This is a genomic window from Williamsia sp. R60 (genome assembly GCF_054063855.1).
The window spans coordinates 1,172,301-1,191,675 of the sequence record NZ_JBSSGR010000001.1 but is presented as its reverse complement, the minus strand read 5'-3'; the positions used below and the strand labels follow the sequence as shown (position 1 = coordinate 1,191,675).

At 66.0% G+C, this 19,375-nt stretch carries 20 protein-coding genes; 3 read left to right on the top strand and 17 right to left on the bottom strand.

The features are described from left to right. Positions 1-24 precede the first annotated feature (24 nt). Positions 25-285 (top strand): 30S ribosomal protein S20, encoded by a 261-nt coding sequence (rpsT, locus tag ACVWY6_RS05305; RefSeq protein WP_023954022.1) that lies wholly within the window; start codon positions 25-27, stop codon positions 283-285. Positions 286-442: 157 nt separating this feature from the next. Here rpsT and holA read toward each other — a convergent pair whose 3' ends face one another. The 16 genes from holA to ACVWY6_RS05225 all read right to left on the bottom strand — a co-directional run bounded on the left by holA (position 443) and on the right by ACVWY6_RS05225 (position 17,376). After that, positions 443-1,405 carry a DNA polymerase III subunit delta gene (gene holA / locus ACVWY6_RS05300; protein WP_030171945.1) on the bottom strand — a complete coding sequence of 321 codons (963 nt, stop codon included), beginning with the start codon at positions 1,403-1,405 and terminating at the stop codon, positions 443-445. Between the two features lie 30 nt (positions 1,406-1,435). Next, positions 1,436-2,845, bottom strand: coding sequence for a ComEC/Rec2 family competence protein (locus ACVWY6_RS05295; protein WP_457536521.1), 1,410 nt, complete (start codon positions 2,843-2,845; stop codon positions 1,436-1,438). Continuing rightward, on the bottom strand, positions 2,842-3,765 hold the full coding sequence (locus tag ACVWY6_RS05290) for a helix-hairpin-helix domain-containing protein (protein WP_457536520.1): 924 nt from the start codon (positions 3,763-3,765) through the stop codon (positions 2,842-2,844). The genes ACVWY6_RS05295 and ACVWY6_RS05290 overlap by 4 nt, the downstream gene beginning before the upstream one ends. A 91-nt stretch (positions 3,766-3,856) precedes the next feature. Next, positions 3,857-4,705, bottom strand: coding sequence for a DegV family protein (locus ACVWY6_RS05285; RefSeq protein ID WP_457536518.1), 849 nt, complete (start codon positions 4,703-4,705; stop codon positions 3,857-3,859). Next, the gene (octT, locus tag ACVWY6_RS05280) at positions 4,702-5,463 is read right to left on the bottom strand and encodes a diglucosylglycerate octanoyltransferase (RefSeq protein ID WP_457536516.1); all 762 of its coding nucleotides are present in this window, start codon (positions 5,461-5,463) and stop codon (positions 4,702-4,704) included. Before octT ends, ACVWY6_RS05285 begins: the two co-directional genes overlap by 4 nt. Before the next feature lie 7 nt (positions 5,464-5,470). Next, positions 5,471-6,139, bottom strand: a complete 669-nt coding sequence (locus tag ACVWY6_RS05275) for a histidine phosphatase family protein (protein ID WP_051406300.1) — start codon at positions 6,137-6,139, stop codon at positions 5,471-5,473. Between the two features lie 40 nt (positions 6,140-6,179). Then, positions 6,180-6,587 carry a ribosome silencing factor gene (rsfS, locus tag ACVWY6_RS05270; RefSeq protein WP_023954034.1) on the bottom strand — a complete coding sequence of 136 codons (408 nt, stop codon included), beginning with the start codon at positions 6,585-6,587 and terminating at the stop codon, positions 6,180-6,182. Beyond that, complete coding sequence (nadD, locus tag ACVWY6_RS05265) at positions 6,584-7,240, bottom strand: nicotinate-nucleotide adenylyltransferase (RefSeq protein WP_062799765.1); 657 nt, start codon at positions 7,238-7,240, stop codon at positions 6,584-6,586. Before nadD ends, rsfS begins: the two co-directional genes overlap by 4 nt. 39 nt (positions 7,241-7,279) lie before the next feature. After that, positions 7,280-8,674 carry a vWA domain-containing protein gene (locus ACVWY6_RS05260; protein WP_457536513.1) on the bottom strand — a complete coding sequence of 465 codons (1,395 nt, stop codon included), beginning with the start codon at positions 8,672-8,674 and terminating at the stop codon, positions 7,280-7,282. An 8-nt stretch (positions 8,675-8,682) separates the two neighbouring features. Continuing rightward, complete coding sequence (locus ACVWY6_RS05255; RefSeq protein WP_457536512.1) at positions 8,683-9,564, bottom strand: AAA family ATPase; 882 nt, start codon at positions 9,562-9,564, stop codon at positions 8,683-8,685. A 51-nt stretch (positions 9,565-9,615) separates the two neighbouring features. Beyond that, positions 9,616-10,911, bottom strand: coding sequence for a glutamate-5-semialdehyde dehydrogenase (locus tag ACVWY6_RS05250; protein WP_457536510.1), 1,296 nt, complete (start codon positions 10,909-10,911; stop codon positions 9,616-9,618). After that, positions 10,908-11,717, bottom strand: a complete 810-nt coding sequence (locus tag ACVWY6_RS05245) for a crotonase/enoyl-CoA hydratase family protein (protein ID WP_457536509.1) — start codon at positions 11,715-11,717, stop codon at positions 10,908-10,910. The genes ACVWY6_RS05250 and ACVWY6_RS05245 overlap by 4 nt, the downstream gene beginning before the upstream one ends. Before the next feature lie 84 nt (positions 11,718-11,801). After that, positions 11,802-12,686 carry a ribokinase gene (locus ACVWY6_RS05240; protein WP_457536507.1) on the bottom strand — a complete coding sequence of 295 codons (885 nt, stop codon included), beginning with the start codon at positions 12,684-12,686 and terminating at the stop codon, positions 11,802-11,804. 29 nt (positions 12,687-12,715) lie between these two features. Next, positions 12,716-13,357, bottom strand: a complete 642-nt coding sequence (locus ACVWY6_RS05235; RefSeq protein WP_051721867.1) for an HNH endonuclease family protein — start codon at positions 13,355-13,357, stop codon at positions 12,716-12,718. Between the two features lie 49 nt (positions 13,358-13,406). Then, the gene (gene recG / locus ACVWY6_RS05230) at positions 13,407-15,710 is read right to left on the bottom strand and encodes an ATP-dependent DNA helicase RecG (RefSeq protein WP_457536506.1); all 2,304 of its coding nucleotides are present in this window, start codon (positions 15,708-15,710) and stop codon (positions 13,407-13,409) included. 13 nt (positions 15,711-15,723) lie between these two features. Next, a complete protein-coding gene (locus tag ACVWY6_RS05225) occupies positions 15,724-17,376 on the bottom strand; it encodes a DAK2 domain-containing protein (protein WP_457536906.1) in 1,653 nt (550 codons plus the stop codon). Positions 17,377-17,613: 237 nt separating this feature from the next. On the opposite strand from ACVWY6_RS05225, the gene rpmB reads away from it, so the two are divergent. Together rpmB and ACVWY6_RS05215 are read left to right on the top strand one after the other, a co-directional pair. Beyond that, positions 17,614-17,805, top strand: a complete 192-nt coding sequence (rpmB, locus tag ACVWY6_RS05220; protein WP_023954059.1) for a 50S ribosomal protein L28 — start codon at positions 17,614-17,616, stop codon at positions 17,803-17,805. A 4-nt stretch (positions 17,806-17,809) separates the two neighbouring features. After that, a complete protein-coding gene (locus ACVWY6_RS05215) occupies positions 17,810-18,631 on the top strand; it encodes an enoyl-CoA hydratase/isomerase family protein (protein ID WP_457536504.1) in 822 nt (273 codons plus the stop codon). A 33-nt stretch (positions 18,632-18,664) separates the two neighbouring features. Here the strand turns inward: ACVWY6_RS05215 and ACVWY6_RS05210 are convergent, their stop codons facing one another. Beyond that, positions 18,665-19,345 (bottom strand): uracil-DNA glycosylase, encoded by a 681-nt coding sequence (locus tag ACVWY6_RS05210; protein ID WP_457536502.1) that lies wholly within the window; start codon positions 19,343-19,345, stop codon positions 18,665-18,667. Positions 19,346-19,375: the final 30 nt, after the last annotated feature.

The following is a 19,375-nucleotide window of genomic DNA, read 5'->3' as shown; positions in this document are numbered from 1 at the left end:
CGCTGAGCTAAGGAAAACACACGCGTGGCAAACATCAAGTCGCAGATCAAGCGGAACAAAACCAACGACAGCGCACGGCTGCGCAACCAGTCGGTGAAGTCGTCGCTGCGGACCGCGATTCGCTCCTTCCGGGAGGCTGTCTCAGCCGGCGAGAAGGACAAGGCTTCCGAGCTGCTGGTCAGCACCAGCAAGAAGCTCGACAAGGCCGCGAGCAAGGGCGTCATCCACGCCAACCAGGCAGCCAACAAGAAATCGGCGATGGCTGTCTCGCTCAACAAGCTCTGATCGAGCCCGCCCGATAACCGGGCACAACTGAACTTTTGATACCTCGCTCACCCCGACGATCCCCCACGCGGTCGTCGGGGTGAGCGTCGTCTGATCACCTGCCGCCTCGCATGCCTCACCCCGGATCGCTCCAGAAGTTTCTGGCCGGTGGGCGCTGTCAGCGACGACGAGAGGGACGCAGATCGGCGACCGCGGCCACCGCGCGTTGCAGACTGTAATCCGCATCGGCGGCTTGACCTTTCACCTCGCCGTTCAAAGTTGCCACCACGGTCATGGCCTTCGCGATGGACACCGAGTCCCATGCCGACGCCTGGCCCTGCACCTTCTTCACCCGCCACGGCGGCATGCCCAGTTCGGACGCAGCCGAATACTGATCCATCCTGCCGATACCGCGAACCCGGGCGATCGCATGCACCGCTTCGGCCAACGCATCGGCGAGCAGAACGTGCGGAACACCGTGATGATGAGCCCACTGCAACGATTCCAGCGCTCCTGGCCGGTCACCGGTGACCGCCTTGTCTGCGACTTCGAAGCCGGTGATCTCCGGGCGACCCGAGTAGTAGCGGGCAACCGCGGCCACATCCACCTTGCCCCCGGTGTCGGCGGCCAGCTGACTGCACGCTGCAGCCAGCTCGCGCAGGTCTGCCCGTACCGAATCCAAAATCTTCTCGATGACGTCGGAGCCCGCCTTCACCCCGTGACTGCGTAACTCGTTGCGGACGAAATCCGCTCGCGCCGATGGTTTGAGCGCAGCGCAGTCGTGTTCTTCGACACCCGACTTCCGCAGGGCAGCGACCATGGATTTCGCACGCCCCGATCCTGAATGGACCACCACCAGCGTGACGCCTTCAGGTGGACTCGCTGCCACTTCGGTGACCAGCTTGGCCGGTTCCTTCCCGGCTTCACCGGCGGCCTCCAGGATCACGATGCGGTCTTCGGCGAACAACGACGGACTGAGCAGTTCTGCGAGTTCGTGTTCGGTCGCATCTCCGGCGCGCAGCCGCGTCACCGGGATATCGCCGGGATTGTCGACCGCCCCCCTGACGGCGGCAACGATGCCCGCGGTTGCCCGCTCACAGAGGAACTCGTCGTCGCCCAACACCAGATGCACACTGCTCACCCGGCCATCGTGCCAGAGACCGACGACAGGTCACCACAGAGTGATCGTGGCCATCGGAAGAGAACTCATCTGCTCGGCCACCACCACCATCCACCACAGGGCCGGACCGACGAACCGGACCAGCAACGTTGCCAGCGGCGGGCAGAGCACCACCAGTGCCGCAGAGGCCGTACCCAGCACGGTGATGGGCGGGACCGCCAGGGTCACCGCGATGTTCGCGGCGATCGCCACGAGGCTGATCTGACCGCTGATCATCACGACGATCGGAAGGGTGACCACCTGCGCCGCGACGGCGACGGCCAACACTTCGGCGAGACCACCCGGAACGCGGTGATGTCGAAGCCAATCCACGATCGGCGGTGCCATCACGATCAGCCCAGCGGTTGCCGCGACCGACAGCATGAATCCCGGATGGACGGCAAAGGCGGGCCAGATCAGCAACAGCACAACGATGGCCGTACACAGCGCAGGCATCGCCTGCGCCCGTCGCCTGACCAGCAATGCGAGCAGTCCCACCGCACCCATCACAGCTGCCCGCACCACACTCGGACTCGGTCGGACCAGCAGCACAAAAACCACGATGGCGCAGGCGATCACAGTCACCGACAGGCGGGGCCCGGCACCCACCGCTCGCACGGCCAGGAGCAGAGCACCGATGATGATCGCAAAGTTGGCGCCCGACACAGCCGTGAGGTGCGACAGCCCGCACGTTCGAAATGCGGTCTTGAGGTCTTCGTCCAGAGTCGAGATGTCCCCCAGCACCATTCCGGGCACCAATCCCGATTCCGGGGTACCCAGTGCCCGTGAGGCCGTCTCCTGGAACCGGGTCCGGACCTCTGCTCCGGCGCGCTGATACCAGGGCGGCGCACGCACCCGGCTGGGCGGTGCGGAGACGGTCAGCGTGGCCACGGTGAGGTCCGGGCGCCGCGGCGCCGACACCTTGGCGACAGTCGAGAGTGTCTGTCCCGGAACAAGACCGGACCATCCGTCCATCGGGCCCAGCACGGTCGCCGCCGTGTCGGCGACATCCCGGCCCCGCACCGACACCACATCGACCGCGAGCACCACCCGATCGGTGCCGGCGATGATGCGCGGGTCGTCTGACACCCGAAGGGTCATGGTTGTCTTGCTTCCGCGCATCGACTCGGCCGCCAGCGGGTGCTCGGCCAGTTGGTGCTGACGCACCACCAGCGCCCACCCGAATCCGGCCATGGTTCCGGCGACCCCCAACACCACAGGCAGAACCAGCAGCCGAGATCCGCGTGCCGTCCAAGCGACCGCCACGAGCGCGACCACACTGGCCGATACGCTCGCCGCAACCGTGATGCCAAGGGGGCCAACAATCCCCACGACCGTCATGGTCCACGCTCCGACTGCCGCGGGCACCAGCCGCACGTCGAGACCCACCGACGTGGGCGCCCGGACGTCGGTGCCGTTCACACCGTGACCTTGTCCTTCAGTTTCTCCAGGCGGGCGGGACCGATCCCGTCGACTTCGGCCAGCTGATCGACCGAGGTGAAGCTCCCGTGGGCCTGCCGCCACGCGATGATCGCGGCCGCGGTGACCGGGCCCACCCCGGGTAGCGTGTCCAGCTCGGCTTCGGTCGCCGTGTTCAGGTTCACCGTGCCCGCCCCATCGGCCGTTCCTGCCGGACCGGGCCCGGATGGTGCGGTGCCGGCAGCGGCCGGCGGACTCCCGGCGCCGTCCACCGCGACGACGGCACTGCGCATCTGAAAGCCTCCCGCCGGATCGGTGAAACCGACCAGCACCTGATCGCCGTCCCGAAGCGGCTGAGCCAGGTTGAGGCTCAACAGATCTGCGTTCGGCTTCGCTCCCCCTGCCTTGTCGATGGCGTCGGCGACACGAGCTTGCGGAGGTAACCGGACCAATCCGGGACGGTGTACCAAACCGACCACGCTCACCACCAGTTCCGCCGGGGGCGCAGCGCTCGACGGCGGTGGTGCAGTGTCCATCGGGGCCGGGACACCCGCCGATTCCGGGAAGGTGACGGGGACCTCTGATCCCGCGTCGGGCCCGGCGAACGCGGTGTACAACGCGATCAGAGTTGCCACGACTCCGACCGCCACCAACCCGATCGCCGCTGCCGGGGTCGAACGCCACCGCCGTCGCAGCGGTCCGACATCGAGGTCGTCGGGGTCATCGGTCCAGTGACCACGTGCGCCGCCGGCCGCACCCGCCGGCGGGGCATCGCCACCGCCATCGGGCGAATCAGGGTTGTCGTGCATCCACTGCGCCGAACCGAGCCACGCAGGGGCCATCGGTTCTGCCACCGGGACGGATGGTTCAGGCGTGTCCGACGCGGTCGGCGACGCCGTCAACCGGTCCAGGTTGCTTCTCATACCCGAACGGTAGGAGGCAGACCTCTGCGTTCAGATCAGAAAGTCACCCGGCAATGCGGTGCTGTGGACAACCCGGCGAGTGTTGACAAAGTCAGTCGACATCGATGTGGTCGAGCGACGTTGTCACAGCGATCCCCACCGCACCGCTGCCCACATGTCGCGACAACACGGGCCCGAGGTCGGATTGCACCAGCGAGGTGATGGTGAGCTTGGACTGCAGGGAGTCGATGATCTGCTCGGCCAATTCGGGTGCGTCGCAATGCTGTACACCCAGCGTGATGGGACGGCGTTCGGCGACGTCCACGGCCGTGTCGATCATCTTGGCGATCGCCTTGGACATGGTTCGCTGTTTTTCCTTGAGCGCCAGCGTGCCATCGACCACCCGAAGTATCGGCTTGATCGCCAGGGCCGAGGCGAACAGGCGGGTGGTGGCACCGATGCGACCACTCGACCGCAGGTTCTCGAGTTGTTGTACACACAGCAGACACTCCGTGGTGGACCCCACCCGGATCGCTGCCTCATACGCCCGGTCCATGTCGGCGCCGGTCTCCGCGGTCTGCGCGGCGGCGATCGCCGCAAACCCGACCCCCAGACCCACGGTGCGGGAATCGACCACTCGGATGCGGCCCTGGAACTTCTCGGCCGCCAGTCTCGCCGAGCCCCATGTCCCGCTGAACCGACGCGACAGATGTACGGCGATCACGCCGTCGCCGTCACTGAGGTCGACCGCCTTCTCATAGGCGGCCTCGAGATCGGCCGGGGAGACGCCGGACGTGGTGGTCTGCGGATCGTTGAAGATGTTCGGGCCGATGTCGTCGACATCCTCGAGCAGATCCTGATCGGCGGTCAGCACATGCATGGGTACTTGCTCGATGCGGTACCGCTCGCGGATCGGCGCGGGCAGGCGGGCCGACGAGTCGGTGACGATGGTGACGGTCACAGTGCCACGCTAGTCGCGGTCGCGGCGGCGACGGCATCGCCCACCAGGTCGGCCACCTCCCGATGACAGCCGAACCCCCAGTGGATCCCGTCCGGGTTGCCTTCACCGTGGTCGAAATGGCGTGCCGTCGGCTCCAACAGGTCGACCAGGGGCACCTGCGCCTGCGTTGCCCAATCAGTGATCGCGCCAACGGTTTTCGGTCGCCCGGCATGTACGTTCCCGTAGTACGGACTCCGATGGGTGGACGGCAGGCAGGCGACCACCGGCAGGTCGGGGCGTATTGCGACCAGCGCCTGGTAAATCTTCGTCAGGTAGTCGGTGGTCAACGCGGGCGGCAGCGCCAACGGCCATCCGAGCGGCGAGAGTCGCGGTTGCAGCCACCCGTATGCGTTGCGGACCTGCTGGCGCAGGGCAGGAGGACGGATGTACCGAATCTGCTCACGGAGCGCCGTCGGAAGTGGTGACGGCAACGAATCCATCCCGCCGAAGGCGAACACCACGGCCTTGGCCCTCGGAACCGCCGACCAGATGCGCGGGTCCTGGGTGAGGGCCCACCACACGTCACGGCTGGTCCAGCCGATGCGCCCGAACAACTCCAGACGCAGATCCAGGCGATCGGCCGCCAGGACCGGCCAGATCCGGGGGTCATCGGCAGGTAGACCACCGGTGGGCCCGTAGTAGGCCAGCGAGTCGGACAGGACCAGCAGGCTGTCGCGGACCGGCGGTCGACTCGGCGAGATGCCGTCGCTTGAACTCATCAACAGGTCACTGCACTGCGTCGTCGGCGACCTCGGCCGACGCGTTCCACACATCGAGCCGCCACGTGGTCTCGTCGTCGGCGCCGTGACCGCTCAGCTGGACCCAACTCGTGTTGGCGAGACCCCCGAGGACGGGCCAGTGGCTCACCGGCAACCGCAGCAGGCCCGCCGTCATCGCAGCGATGACACCGCCGTGAGCCACCAGGACCACGGGGGCATCCGCGTCGTCGCCGCGCCCCCAGTCCCCCAACTCGGCCACGAGTTCGTCGACCACCGGCATGCTGCGCTGGGCCACATCGGTGCGACTCTCGCCACCGGGCGGTCGCCATGAGGCATCGTCGCGCCACACCTTGCGGGCCCCGGGCATCTGGGCATCCACTTCATGGTGGGTCAGACCCTGCCACTCACCGAGATGCGTTTCACGCAGACGACGATCGGTGGCAACCTCCATGCCCACCTGATCGGCAAGGGCAGCCGCGGTGTCGCGGGCCCGCCGCAGATCCGAGGAGATGATCAACCGTGGGCCGCGGGAAGCCAACACTTTCGCCGCCGCAGCGGCCTGCCGAACTCCGAGTTCGGACAGGTCGGTGTCGAGTTGTCCCTGCATGCGGCTGCCTGCGTTGTAGTCGGTCTGACCGTGGCGCAGGAGAAGCAGTCGTCGTACAACCGGGGTCATCCGTTCGACGCTCGAGTCGTGGCCGTCCGGCCGAATCGACTCATTCACCAAGGTCACCCCGATCGCTGTCACCGGCTTCCGCAGTGGATTCGATTCCGGGGATCTCGATGATCGGGCAGTCTTTCCACAGCCGTTCGAGGGCGTAGAACTCGCGCTCCTCGTTGTGCAGCACGTGGATCACCACGTCGATGTAGTCGAGGAGGGTCCAGCGGCCTTCTCTGGTCCCCTCCCGACGGACAGGTTTGTTGCCGGCCTCGCGGAGCTTTTCTTCGATCTCGTCGACGATCGACGCGACCTGACGTTCGTTGTCGGCCGATGCGATCACGAAACAGTCGGTGATCACGAGCTGTTCGGACACGTCGATCACGATGACGTTGGCGGCCAACTTGTCGGCGGCCGCGTGGGCGGCCACGGTTGCCATGGAAACCGCCTCGGATGACGCTGTCACTGAATGCCTTTCGATTGGTATAACTTTCGCTTGCTGATGTACTGCACCACCCCGTCGGGAACGAGATACCACACCGGCCGGCCGGTGCCGGCACGCATCCGGCAATCGGTCGAAGAAATGGCCAGCGCCGGTATCTCCATCAGATGAAGGGTATCGGGCGGCAGCTTGTCGAGGTGCTGGTCGAGATGTGCGGCGCCGAGTTCATACCCCGGCCGACTCACGCCGACGAAGCTCGCGAACTCGAACAGACCCTCCCAGTTCTGCCACGACAGGATCGACGCCAGCGCGTCGGCGCCGGTGATGAAGAACAACTCCGCGTCCGGGTTGAGTGTGTGCAGGTCGCGAAGGGTGTCGACGGTGTACGTGTCCCCGTGGCGATCGATGTCCACCCTACTCACCGAGAACCGGGGGTTGGCCGCAGTGGCGATCACCGTCATCAGATAGCGGTCTTCCGGCGGGCTCACGTTCCGGTCCGACCGGTTCTTCTGCCACGGTCGTCCGGTGGGCACAAAGATGACCTCGTCCAGGTCGAACCGGTCGGCAACCTCGCTCGCCGCCACCAGGTGACCGTTGTGGATCGGGTCGAAAGTGCCGCCCATCACCCCGATCCGCCGACCGCGCGGCTGCTGTCGGTCTGGCGCGATCTCGGGCATAGGGGCTGAGTGTACTGAGCGTGTGAGGTCCACAGCAGATCAGACCGGCAACAGGTTGGCGATGACCTTGGCGAGTTGACCGGCGTTGCGACATTCGTGCATCTCGATGACCGCCGAGTAGGTGCCGGCCACCGAGTCCCCCGTGTCCCAGTTCACCGCAGCTTCCGGATTGAGCCAATAGGCATGCCGGGTGCTTTCGACCATGCGCGTGAGCGCATCGAGTTGGGGGTCGTGGTAGTTGTTGCGCCCGTCGCCCAGGATCAGCAGGGCGCCTCGGCGCGTGAGGGCATCGAGGTGGTCGTCCGCAAATCCGCCGAACGCGTGACCGTAGTCCGAGTGGCCGTCGCGGGTGATCAATCGGGCGCCGGCGAGCATCTCCCGCACAGCTGTCGCAAAGTCGAGATCGGGCCCGTCGAAATGCTCGGTGACCTCGTCCACGGTGTCGACGAAAGCGAACACCCTGACCTTCGAGAACTGTTGGCGTAGGGCGTAGACGAGCTGCAGGGTGAACTGCGAGAACCCAGCCACCGAGCCCGAGACATCACACAGGACAACCAATTCCGGCCGACCGGGCCGAGGTTTGCGGCGCACCAGGTCGATCGGTACGCCTCCGGTGGACATCGACGCCCGCAGCGTTTTGCGTACGTCGATCGACCCACGGTGGGCGCGTCGCCTGCGGATCTCGAGGCGCGCCGCCAGTAACCGTGCCAGCGGAGCAATGGTGCGACGGACCTCCGCAAGATCAGCGGCGCCGGCGGAGAGGAAGTTGACCCGTTCGGGAAGATTGGGGACCGCGTACTGCGAGACCTGCTCGCGGCCGTTCCGCTGGGCCATCCGGCGCCTGGTCTCCTGTTCGATCAACGACCTGAACTTCTGTACCCGGTCGGCCGCTGCCCGCCGGTACAGCGGTTCGGTGCCGGCGGTCTCGTCTCCCGCGCCGGCTGCCATGGCGGCGGCGATCTGCGCGATGAGGGTCTGGGGATTGATCGTCGACATCGCCTGATACGTGGAAAATGCCGGACCGCGATTGGATCGGTAACTGCCGAGCTGCGCCACAGCCATCGCCGCGAATGCGGCCAGTTCGGCCTGCGCCTGCGGTGAGTCATCCGCGAGCAACTCGGCGAGCCGTTCACGCACCGCGTCCACGTCGATGTTCCCGTCGGCGTCAGGCGTGAACGCGTCGTCGTCGACGCCGCTGCGTTCGCCCATGCCCAACGGGAACCAGAGGTCGAAGACCGAATCGAACACCCGGCGGTGTCCGTTGTCGTGCAGGAGTGTGCACGCCATGCCTTCACGGAAGCTGTCCCGGTCGAGCAGATCCAGCACTGCCGTCGCCTGGCCCGCGTCGATCAGGTTGGCCGGTCCGACGACGATGCCGCGGACCCGCAGATCATCCACGAATCCGGTGAGCTGGCTGATGAACGGGGCATCCACGGGCGCGCTCAGCTCAACTTCAGCTCTTTGAGCGCGGTGGCGAGGTCGGGACGATGTTTGAGGACCACGCCGAGGGTCTTCGCGATGACCCCCTCGTCGATCCGTGACCCGGGCTTCTCCCCCACTCCCAGGGCCAGCAAGGTGTTGGCCCAGTCGATCGTCTCCGCAACTGATGGCTTCTTACGGATGTCGAGGGTGCGGAGAACTCCGATGATGCGCACCAGTTCGTTCGCGACGGATTCGGCGAGCTGCGGGACACGACTGGCGAGGATCTCGCGCTCGCGGGCCGCATCGGGGAAGTCGATGTACAGGTACAGGCAGCGTCGTTTGAGGGCTTCGGACAGTTCGCGCGTCGCGTTGGAGGTGAGCAGGACTATGGGCCGCCGGTCGGCGGTCACGGTGCCCATCTCCGGAATGGTGATCGCGAAGTCGCTGAGCACCTCGAGCAGCAGGCCCTCGATGTCGACGTCGGCCTTGTCGACCTCATCGATCAGCAGCACCGTCGGGCCAGGCTGCGAGATCGCTTTCAGCAGCGGCCGGGGCAGGAGGAACTCGTCCGAGAAGATGTCGGCTTTCGTCTCGTCCCATCCGCGCTGCCCTGTCGCCTGGATGGCGAGGATCTGCTTGGCGTGATTCCACTCATACAGTGCGCGAGCCTCGTCGATGCCCTCATAGCACTGCAGTCGCACCAGATCGGCGTTCGTCGACTGCGAGATGGCGCGCGCGAGTTCGGTTTTACCCACACCGGCCGGTCCCTCGACCAGGAGCGGTTTGCCCAGCCGGTCGGCAAGGAACACCGACGTGGAGGTCGCGTCGTCGGCGAGATAGCCGACGCCGGCAAGCGTTTCGCGGACGCCGGGCACATCGGTGAAACTAGGCTGTACGCCCACAGGTCACTCCTCAGGATCGAAAATCAGGTGTCGGCCGGCTCGTCCACCGGGTCAGCGAGGCCGCGTCTGGCCGTTCCCCCACGCGATCCACTTCGTGGACGTGAGTTCCGGAAGTCCCATCGGTCCACGGGCATGCAACTTCTGCGTGGAGATACCGATCTCGGCGCCGAAGCCGAACTGTTCACCGTCGGTGAATGCGGTGGACGCGTTCACCATCACCGCGGCGGCATCGACGCGGTTGGTGAACTCTTCGGCGGCAGCGAGGTCCGTGGTGACGATGGCCTCGGTGTGGCTGGTGCCGTACCGGTCGATGTGGTCGATCGCCTCGTCGATCCCACCCACGATCTTCACAGCGATGTCGAGGGTGAGGTATTCGTCGGCCCAGTCCTGCTCGGTCGCCGGAACCATGCCCGGTTCGTCCCCGTGGATGGTCACCCCCGAGGTCTGCAAGACCTGGGTCAGTCGCGGCAGGGCGGTCTCCGCGATGGCCCGGTCGACCAAGACGGTCTCGGCGGTGTTGCACACGCTCGGCCGGCGGGTCTTGGAGTTGACCACCAGATCCTCGGCCATGTCGAGATCGGCGGCTGCGTGAATGTAGATGTGGCAGTTGCCCGTACCGGTCTCGATGGTCGGCACGGTCGCGTTCTCCACGACTGCTTTGATCAACCCGGCCCCGCCACGTGGGATGACCACATCGACCAGTCCACGAGCCCGGATCAGATGGGTCACACTCGACCGGTCGTCGGACGGGAGCAGTTGGACGGCATCAGCGGGCACACCAGCGGCGGTCAGTGTCTCGCGCAGGATGCGTACCAGCTCTGCGTTCGAACCCGCCGCGGACGACGACCCACGAAGCAGCGCTGCGTTACCCGATTTCAGCGCGATGCCGAATGCGTCGACGGTGACGTTGGGCCGCGCCTCATACACCATCCCGACGACACCGAGGGGCACGCGGACCTGACGCAACTGCATCCCGTTGGGCAGCGTCTTGCCCTGGATGACGTCGCCGATCGGATCGGGCAGAACGGCGACTTGCCGCAGGCCCTGGGCGATGCCCTCGACGCGGTCGGCGGTCAGACGCAGGCGGTCGATGAGACTGGCCTCCACACCTGCCGCCTCGGCCCGGGCGACATCGTCGGCGTTCGCCGCCAGGATGGCATCGGTCTGGACGAGAAGAGCCTCCGCTGCGTCATGCAGCACCTGGTTCTTCTGGATGGTCGTCAGTCGGGCCAGCATCCTGGACGCAGCTTTCGCCGCGGTCGCCTGGGCACGAACGATCTGTTCGACATCAGCCGCAGTGGTGATGGAAGGACTCATCGGTCCAGGATAAGGGTTCAGGGAGTTCATCCCTGATCGACGTCATCCTGGCGGCCGTCTTGTGCCCTGTCGAACGAGCCATGGCGGCCCGCTCCCCCTGCGAACCGAGAAGCACCGGCCACGGTGTCGCTTGCCAACGACGTCAGTCCGTGCGCGAACTCATTGCTCAGTGCATCTCTCTCTGCCATACCTTCCTGCTCGATCACCGACAGCCGGTCCTGACGTAGACACGTCTGCGGGAAGGCAGCGATCTCGCGCGCGAGATGCTTCGCGGCGCGCACCGCTTCGCCGTGCGGCACCACCCTGTTCACCAAGCCGATCTGATGGGCTTCTGAAGCCGAGACCGCCCGTCCGGTCAGGATGAGATCCATCGCATGCGAGGTGCCGATCAGGCGCGGCAACCGCACGGTGCCGCCGTCGATCAGCGGCACACCCCAGCGGCGACAGAACACACCGAGCACCGCGTCATCCTCGGCTATGCGCATGTCGGCCCACAAGGCCAGTTCGAGTCCGCCGGCGACCGCGTGTCCGCTGATGGCTGCGATCACCGGTTTGGACAGTTGCATCCGGGTCGGTCCCATCGGGCCGTCGCCATCGGGCTCCACCCGGTTGACCTTGTCTCCCGTCGCGACCGCTTTGAGATCTGCACCGGCGCAAAAGGTTCCACCCTCTCCGTGCAGTACCGCGACCGCGGCGTCGGGATCGGCGTCAAACGCGCGAAAGGCGTCCGCCAGCGCTGCGGCGGTCTCGCCGTCGACGGCGTTGCGCACCTCGGGCCGGTTGATGCCGATCGTGGTGACCGATCCTTCGCGGCGCACCACCACTGTGTTCGTCATGTGTCTCCCTTGGCCGGATGGGTCCGAACGTATCGCCGAAACCGCAGCGGCGACGCCTCTTCGACGCACATGCGCGCGGCAGAGCTACCTGAGGGAAGCGACGTAGTCCGTCGCCCTGGCTGCGGACCGGCGTGCCGCCGACTGCAGATCCGATCCCGCGGCCAGGTATGCAGCAAGAGAACCGACGAAGTGGTCACCGGCTCCCGTTGTGTCATGTGCGTGCACCTTCTCGACGTCGAATGTCTCGACCGAGCCGCCTGTGGCAACCACCACCCCGCGGGCGCCGAGAGTGATGACCACCGACCGCGCCACCTCCAGCAGTCGCCGGGCCATGTCGCCGGGATCAGTGAGCCGCCGGTCGCCGCAGTAATACTCGGCCTCCACCGCGTTGACGACCAACGGGTCGGCCGCGCCCAAAATGTTGTTGTCCAGCGGGGCGACCGGGCTGGGGTTGAGGATGAAACGGCAGTCGCCGGCTTCGGTCCATCCCACCACGGCCGCCGTCACCGATCGTGGGGATTCCAGTTGCGTCAGAACCACTTGCGGGGCGAGAGCGTCGAGCGCAGCGGTGACATGGTCCGCCGAGACCTGATCATTGGCACCGGAGATGACGATGATGCTGTTGTCTCCATCGGCATCGACCTCGATGACGGCGCGGCCACTTGCGCCGGCCACCTCGACGACGTGGCGGGTGTCCACACCGGCGGCGTCCTGGTGCCGGCGCATCGTTGTACCCGCGTCGTCGTCGCCCACTGCACCGATCAGGGCGGTGGGGCCGATGTCTGCCGCCGCGAGAGCCTGATTCGCTCCTTTACCGCCGGGTCGTTCGACGTAGCTCGTGCCCATCACCGTCTCGCCGACCCGTGGCCGGCGGTCGGTGCGGACGACGAGGTCCAGGTTCAACGTGCCAACCACTGCCACGAGGGCCGTATCGGACCTTGAAGATGTCGACGTCTGAGGATTGTCCATGTCCACCATCGTCCCTCACTGTCACAGATTCAACAGGTTGTCAGGGCCTTTCGGAGCACGGGATACGACGCGCGGTCGAGATACAGCCCGTAGGCTCGCACCACCCTGACGAACTGGGTTGCATACTGACAGTGAAAGGCCGCGTTGGCGGGCATCCATCGCGAGGGTTGCTTGTCGCTCTTGTCCTGGTTCGCTTCCCCGTCGACCGCCACCAGGTTCGCCGGATCGTTCGCAAACCGTTGTCTCACAACGGCATTCCAACGACGCGCACCCATCGACCAGGCGTAGGCCAATGGCACGATGTGGTCGATCTGCACCTTGGCGCCGGACCCTTTGCCCCGCCGGAAGACAATCCAGCGCCCGCTGTACGGGCTCTGCAGTTCACCGGAGGCCACCGCTCGCGGACAGCTGTCGATGGCCGTGAACACCTTGTCGCGCAGGTCCCGATCGAGGATGTCGTTGCGGGTGTCGCATCCGTTGCCGGCTCCGCGCGCATCGGTACCGTCGGTCCACGCCTCGCCGAAGGAGCTGCGTTCGTAGTCGGTCGATTTCGGGCGCTCCGCGAGCGCCGGGATCAACGTCAAGTCGGCCAGAACCGCTCGGGCATCGGTGGACGCGATGTGCGAATCCACCCCGGTGAGCCCGTCACTCGCCGCGAACACCGCCGCCATCGCGAAAGCGAACAGCGCCACCCACCACTTCAGGGCAACGGTACCGCCGTCACGACTTGTCCAGATAGGCCAATCGGACGGGCCCGAGGATCGAGTCGACGAGACCCGCCATCGGCTTGTGGTCGACGAGCGTGAGGTCGCGGCCCACCACTTCGTCGGCCAGCGCGCGGGTGTCCTCGATGAGGTCGCCGTCGGTGAGGAGAGAGAGGAACTTGAGCGACGAGGTCTGCCCCGATTGGAGGGAGCCAAGCAGATCACCTTCCCTCCGCTGCGCCAGGTCGACGATCGACAACGCGAATCCGTCATTGGACTCCGCGACAGCCCGTAACCGTTCCATCGCCGGCGACATCTCCGCCGCACCGGTCACCAGAAGACACAATCCGGGCAGACCACCACGGCCGACGCGGCCCCGCAATTGGTGCAGTTGGCTGACCCCGAAACGCTCGGCGTCCACGATCACCATGGTGGTCGCATTGGGCACGTCCACTCCCACCTCGATCACCGTTGTCGACACCAAGATGTCGATGTCCCCTGCGGTGAAGTCGGCCATCAGCAGGGCCTTCTCGTCCGCGGGCAGTCGACCGTGCAGGAGGCCGAGGCGATGAACACCCAACGGCCCTTCGCTCAGCGTCGTGAACATGTCCACCGCGGACGTGGCCGGTTCGGCTGCGGCTTCGGCGCCTTTGCGCTCCGACTTCTGCCCGGCCGCAGTCCCGTCGTCGCCGATCCGGGCGCACACCACGTACACCTGTCGACCGGCCTCGACCTCCTCGTTCACCCGCTCCCAGACACGCTGGACCCACTTCGGATTCCCACGCGGGACCACACTCGTGGTGATGGGTTGACGACCACGCGGCAGCTCTCGGAGCGTGGAGGTCTCGAGGTCTCCGAACACGGTCATGGCCACAGTGCGCGGGATGGGCGTCGCGGTCATCACCAGCAGATGCGGGACGATTCCGTCGCGTCCACGGGACCGCAACGTATCGCGCTGTTCCACACCGAATCTGTGCTGCTCGTCGACCACGACAAAACCGAGGTTGAAGAAGTCGACGTGTTCCTGGAGGAGCGCGTGGGTGCCGATCAAGATGCCCACCTGGCCGGTGACGGTTTCCAGAAGCGCGGTGCGTTTGGCCGCCGTCTTCATGGATCCGGTGATCAGCGCGATCCGGGTGGCTCCCTCCTCACCGTCGAGCTCACCTTCGCGCGCGAGTCCTCCGAGCATCGCCTCGAGCGTCCGGAGATGCTGAGCGGCAAGGACTTCCGTCGGAGCCAGTAGCGCGCACTGGTAGCCGTTGTCGATCACCCTCAGCATCACCAGCAGCGCCACCAGGGTTTTGCCCGACCCGACCTCTCCCTGGAGCAGCCTGCTCATCGGCGCGACGCTGGACTGATCGGCCGCGGCGATCGGGGCTGCGAGGTCGGCGCTGATCTCGTCGATCACGGCCGCCTGACCTTCGGTCAGAGTGAAGGGCAGCCGCGCGATCATCTTGTCCTCGAGGCCACCGGGTACGTGCCGACAGACAGGGCCGGCCGCACCGCGGTCGACGTGGCGTCGCTGCGCCAATGCCAGTTGCAACGCGAGCGCCTCGTCGAACTTGAGTCGGGCACGCGCCTGGTCGATGTCGTTCTGCCCCTCGGGCACGTGAATCTTGCGAAGCGCCTCGTCGGCACCGATCAACCCGCGGGCGAGCCGCTCGGTGTCGGGCAACGGGTCTTCGATCGGATCGAGTTGGCCGAGAACGGCGCGCACACACTGCCAGATGGTCCACGCCTGCAACTTGGCCGTGCCCCGGTACACGGGGATCACATCGCGCAGGAACTCGGAGAAGTCGATCGACCCATCTTTTTCTCCGCCGCCGTCTCCTGCGTCCACCGCAAGCGCTTTGGCGATCCCCGCCATCACCGCCGACCCCACAGCATCGTCGGCCTCGATCGAGGTGCCGTCCTCTGGCAGCAGCAGCCAGTTCGGGTGTGTGAGCTGTAGTTCGTTGCGGAAGTACTTGACCTCGCCGGCCATCATCACCCGCGTCCCCTTGGGGAGCTTCGCGGCGATCCACGGCGAGTTGAAGAAGGTGACAGCGATCCGGACGTTCCCGTCGAAGACAACGAGTTTGACCATCTTCCGGCGGGAATTGCGGATCGGGATCGTCTTGTTCTCCTCGACCCGGGCCACCACGGTGAGGCGCTCACCGGGTTCGGGTTTGCGTTCGCCCGAGAGATCACCTTGTTTGACGTAGCGGTCGGGAACGTAGCGTAGGAGCTCACCGACGGTCTGCACCTTGATCTGTTCCTCGAGCATGTCGGCTGCTTTGGCGCCGAGCACCGTCTCGAGCGAGTCGGACAGCGAAACCACTAGCGTGCCATGCCTATTCGACTCCGACCTGCAAGAGCTCGCCGACCTGGCCGCCGGGGTAGCTGACGAACTCGACCCCGGGGTGGTTGGTGTTCACATGGTGCTCGAGCTGCTCCAGAACCCCTGGATCGAGGTTCCGGCCCGCCAGCACGCTGACCATCTCGCCACCTGTGCTGAGCAGCAGATCGATCAGACCTGTCGCAGCGCCGAGGATCTCCCTGTCGATCACCAGGACTCCGTCGCCGATGAGTCCGAGATGGTCACCCGGCCGACAGGTTCCGGCAAAGGTCAGGGCGGTCTCGGTGGCCACCACCACCGCGCCGAAACGCGTTGCGGCGGCTGCTTCAGCCATCGCGTAGGCGTCGTCGTCGGCCAGTTCGGTCGGGTCGTGGACTGCCATCGCCGACAGACTCTGCACCATCGACCCGCCCGGGAGGATGACCACCGAGCGCTCCCGCGAGCGGGCAGCGGCAGCGACGGCGACGAGTTCCTGCGCCGGCAATGCCCCATTGCCCATCAACACCACATGTGCACTGTCGACCTCGATGATCGCCTTGGCCAACGCGTCCGCATCCAGTTCGCCGGCACCATCGGTGTCGGCGCGGACCACCACGGCCCCCTCCTGTTCGAACAACTCGGCAGCCTCGTCGCCGGTGACCACGGCCACGACCGCGCGTTTACGTTTGGGAAGGTGACCGGAGTCGTCGTCCTGGCCTCGATGGGCATCGAGCAAAAAGCAGCTGATCCGGATGTCGGAGACCCTTCCCAGGGCCAGCCCCGCCTCGATCGCCGCACCCGGTTCACAGGTGTGCACGTGAATCGAGAATCGTTCACCTGCTTCGTCATCGGCACTGTCACCGACGATCACCACCGCATCACCGAGATTGTCCAGATCGCGCCGCAACGTCGAGATCTGCTCTGCGGCAGCGCCTTCGAGGAGGTACATCACCTCGAAGTCCATCTCATCGTCACTCTCGCACGTCTCGCCGATCTGGTGTCCGATGCGGTCACCGCCACCGGCAAGCGCGCCCTGATAACGACGGCGGCGTGCAGATACACCGGTGAGTACCTTGACCAGTTCGTCGAAGATCACGAGCAGACCTCGTCCACCGGCGTCGACCACCCCGGCCTGAGCCAGCACGTCGAGTTGGCCGGTGGTGAGGTCGAGATCCTCGGCGCAGCCGTCGGCGATCGCCCTGGCGAGGTCGGCAGGCGTCGCCTCGATGTGTTCGGCGGCATTGTGCGCCGCGCGCCGCAGCAACGTGAGGACGGTGCCTTCACGCGGCTGGCTCACCGCGCGAGTGGCGGCCAGCGATCCGAGACGCAGGCCCGCGACCCACAATTGGTTGAAGGAGACACGGCCACCGATGGAGTTGACCTCGGCAGCGTCGGCCAGTCCGACGAGGACCTGCGAGAGAATGATGCCCGAGTTACCCCGCGCCTTGCCCACGGCACCATCAGCCATCGCCCTGGCGACCGTCGCCGTGTCGGCATCGGCCTGTACCTCACCCACTGCGTCGGCTGCCGCCATCATCGTGTGCAGCATGTTGCTGCCGGTGTCCGAATCCGGGATGGGGAAGACGTTGAGGTCGTTGATCTCGGCGCGGACGGCACCGAGTCCTGCCACCGCACCCTCGATCCAGTCGCGCAACAACCCGGGATCCATGGCGGGTACACCAACCTGCTCCGTCAATGTCCGCACCTCCCCTCATGTGGTCTGTTCCACAGACTAATCTGAGGGGACGACCAACCGGACCCGGCCGTATCAGCGGGACGGGGACGTGAGGCTATTTGGATCGCGGCCCACCCAGCCGCTATCCTTGCAGGGTTGCCTATCGGACGCTGGCGTCACGCCGAACACCGAGGGGCCATGACCACCAGTTTCTCACTAAGGAGTTCGACGATGGCTGCCGTCTGCGACGTATGCGCCAAGGGCCCCGGCTTCGGTAAGTCGGTCTCTCACTCACACCGGCGTACCAACCGGCGCTGGAACCCGAACATCCAGACCGTTCGGGCCCAGATCGCTCCCGGAAACCGCAAGCGCCTGAATGTTTGCACCTCATGCCTGAAGGCCGGCAAGGTCGTCCGGGGCTGACCCCGTGACCGACACACGGCCGGAGTCGGCCGTCGAGTCCGATTCCGTCCAGCTCAGCGACGATGGCGTTCTGCGGATCGCCGTCGCGTCTGACAAAGCGGGCAACTCCCTGGACCGCGGTTATTTCAACCGCGGCACCGAGGTCTTGCTCCAAGTGGCGCGTGGCGAGATCAAAGCCGGTGCCATTCTTCTGATCGGTACCGGAGCCAACTTCTGCGCGGGCGGCAACGTTCGCGACTTCGCGGCTGCCGACGACCGACCTGACTTCCTCGGTGGTCTCGCCGGTGACTTCCACCACTTCATCCGAGCTCTCGTCGGAGCCGGTCTCCCGATCGTCGCAGCAGTGCACGGTTGGGCTGCCGGCGCGGGGATGAGTTTGGTGACGCACAGCGATGTCGCCATCGGTGGCACATCCACCAAGATGCGTCCGGCCTACATCGGGATCGGTCTCAGTCCGGACGGCGGCCTCACGTGGTCGCTCCCCCGGGTTGTCGGAGCCGCCCGTGCCCGCGACATCATCTTGACCAACCGGATCGTGGACGCGGCCGGTGCACTCGAACTGGGTTTGCTCTCACGCATCGTCGAGGACGACGAGGTTCTGGCGACCGCAGAAGCCGCTGCATCCGCGATCGCGGCCGGTCCGTGGCGAGCGTTGTCCGCCACCCGGGCACTTCTCACGAACTCCCCGACATCCACGCTGAGCGATCAGCTCGATGCCGAGGCCGCATCGATATCGGCACTGTCCGGCCAGCCCGACGGAGTCGAAGGCGTCGACGCGTTCGTCGGCAAACGCAAGCCGGACTTCTCTTCCATCAACGGCAAGTAGTCGCCGGTACCGGACTTGCTGTGACGCCGCTGTTCACGGCAGGCGCCAGTCCACCTCATCGGCGCCCTGTTCGGTGAGCGCTGCATTGGCACGCGAGAACGGCTTCGACCCGAAGAATCCGCGACTTGCCGACAGCGGCGACGGATGGGGAGACGTTATCGTCGCGACCCCGGGCAACCAGGGCGCAAGTGATGCGGCATCTTTCCCCCACAGAATCGCGACCAACGGCTGATCTCGGGCCGCCAAGGCCTTGATGGCGCACTCGGTGACCGCCTCCCACCCCTTGCCGCGATGACTCGCCGGGGTTCCGGGCGCGACCGTGAGAACCCGATTGAGCAGCAGTACCCCTTGATCCGCCCAGGGCGTCAGGTCCCCGTTCGCCGGTCGCGGAAATCCGAGATCGGAACCGTACTCGGTGAAGATGTTCCCCAGGCTGCGAGGAACCGGTCTCACCTCCGGTGCCACCGAAAAGCTCAGTCCCACAGCATGTCCGGGCGTCGGGTAGGGATCCTGGCCCACCACGAGAACTCTCACCTCGTCGAAGGGACGGGTGAACGCGCGCAAGACGTTGGGCCCCGACGGCAGATACGTTCGCCCTGCGGCCAACTCGGCACGCAGGAACTCGCCCATCCGCGCGACATCGTCGGCCACCGGTTCGAGGGCTTTTGCCCAGCCCGCGTCCACGAGTTCGGACAGTGGTCGCCCGTCGGACATATCGCTCCTCACCGTGGGAAAGTGCCGATC

What these genes read in the sequence shown, in the direction of transcription:
- ACVWY6_RS05290 (WP_457536520.1), bottom strand. Translation starts at nt 3,765, where the DNA reads ATGAGAAGCAACCTGGACCGGTTGACGGCGTCGCCGACCGCGTCGGAC.
- octT (WP_457536516.1), bottom strand. Translation starts at nt 5,463, where the DNA reads ATGAGTTCAAGCGACGGCATCTCGCCGAGTCGACCGCCGGTCCGCGAC.
- ACVWY6_RS05275 (WP_051406300.1), bottom strand. Translation starts at nt 6,139, where the DNA reads ATGACCCCGGTTGTACGACGACTGCTTCTCCTGCGCCACGGTCAGACC.
- nadD (WP_062799765.1), bottom strand. Translation starts at nt 7,240, where the DNA reads ATGCCCGAGATCGCGCCAGACCGACAGCAGCCGCGCGGTCGGCGGATC.
- ACVWY6_RS05250 (WP_457536510.1), bottom strand. Translation starts at nt 10,911, where the DNA reads ATGAACTCCCTGAACCCTTATCCTGGACCGATGAGTCCTTCCATCACC.
- ACVWY6_RS05245 (WP_457536509.1), bottom strand. Translation starts at nt 11,717, where the DNA reads ATGACGAACACAGTGGTGGTGCGCCGCGAAGGATCGGTCACCACGATC.
- ACVWY6_RS05240 (WP_457536507.1), bottom strand. Translation starts at nt 12,686, where the DNA reads ATGGACAATCCTCAGACGTCGACATCTTCAAGGTCCGATACGGCCCTC.
- ACVWY6_RS05235 (WP_051721867.1), bottom strand. Translation starts at nt 13,357, where the DNA reads ATGGCGGCGGTGTTCGCGGCGAGTGACGGGCTCACCGGGGTGGATTCG.
- ACVWY6_RS05225 (WP_457536906.1), bottom strand. Translation starts at nt 17,376, where the DNA reads ATGGATCCCGGGTTGTTGCGCGACTGGATCGAGGGTGCGGTGGCAGGA.
- rpmB (WP_023954059.1), top strand. Translation starts at nt 17,614, where the DNA reads ATGGCTGCCGTCTGCGACGTATGCGCCAAGGGCCCCGGCTTCGGTAAG.
- ACVWY6_RS05210 (WP_457536502.1), bottom strand. Translation starts at nt 19,345, where the DNA reads ATGTCCGACGGGCGACCACTGTCCGAACTCGTGGACGCGGGCTGGGCA.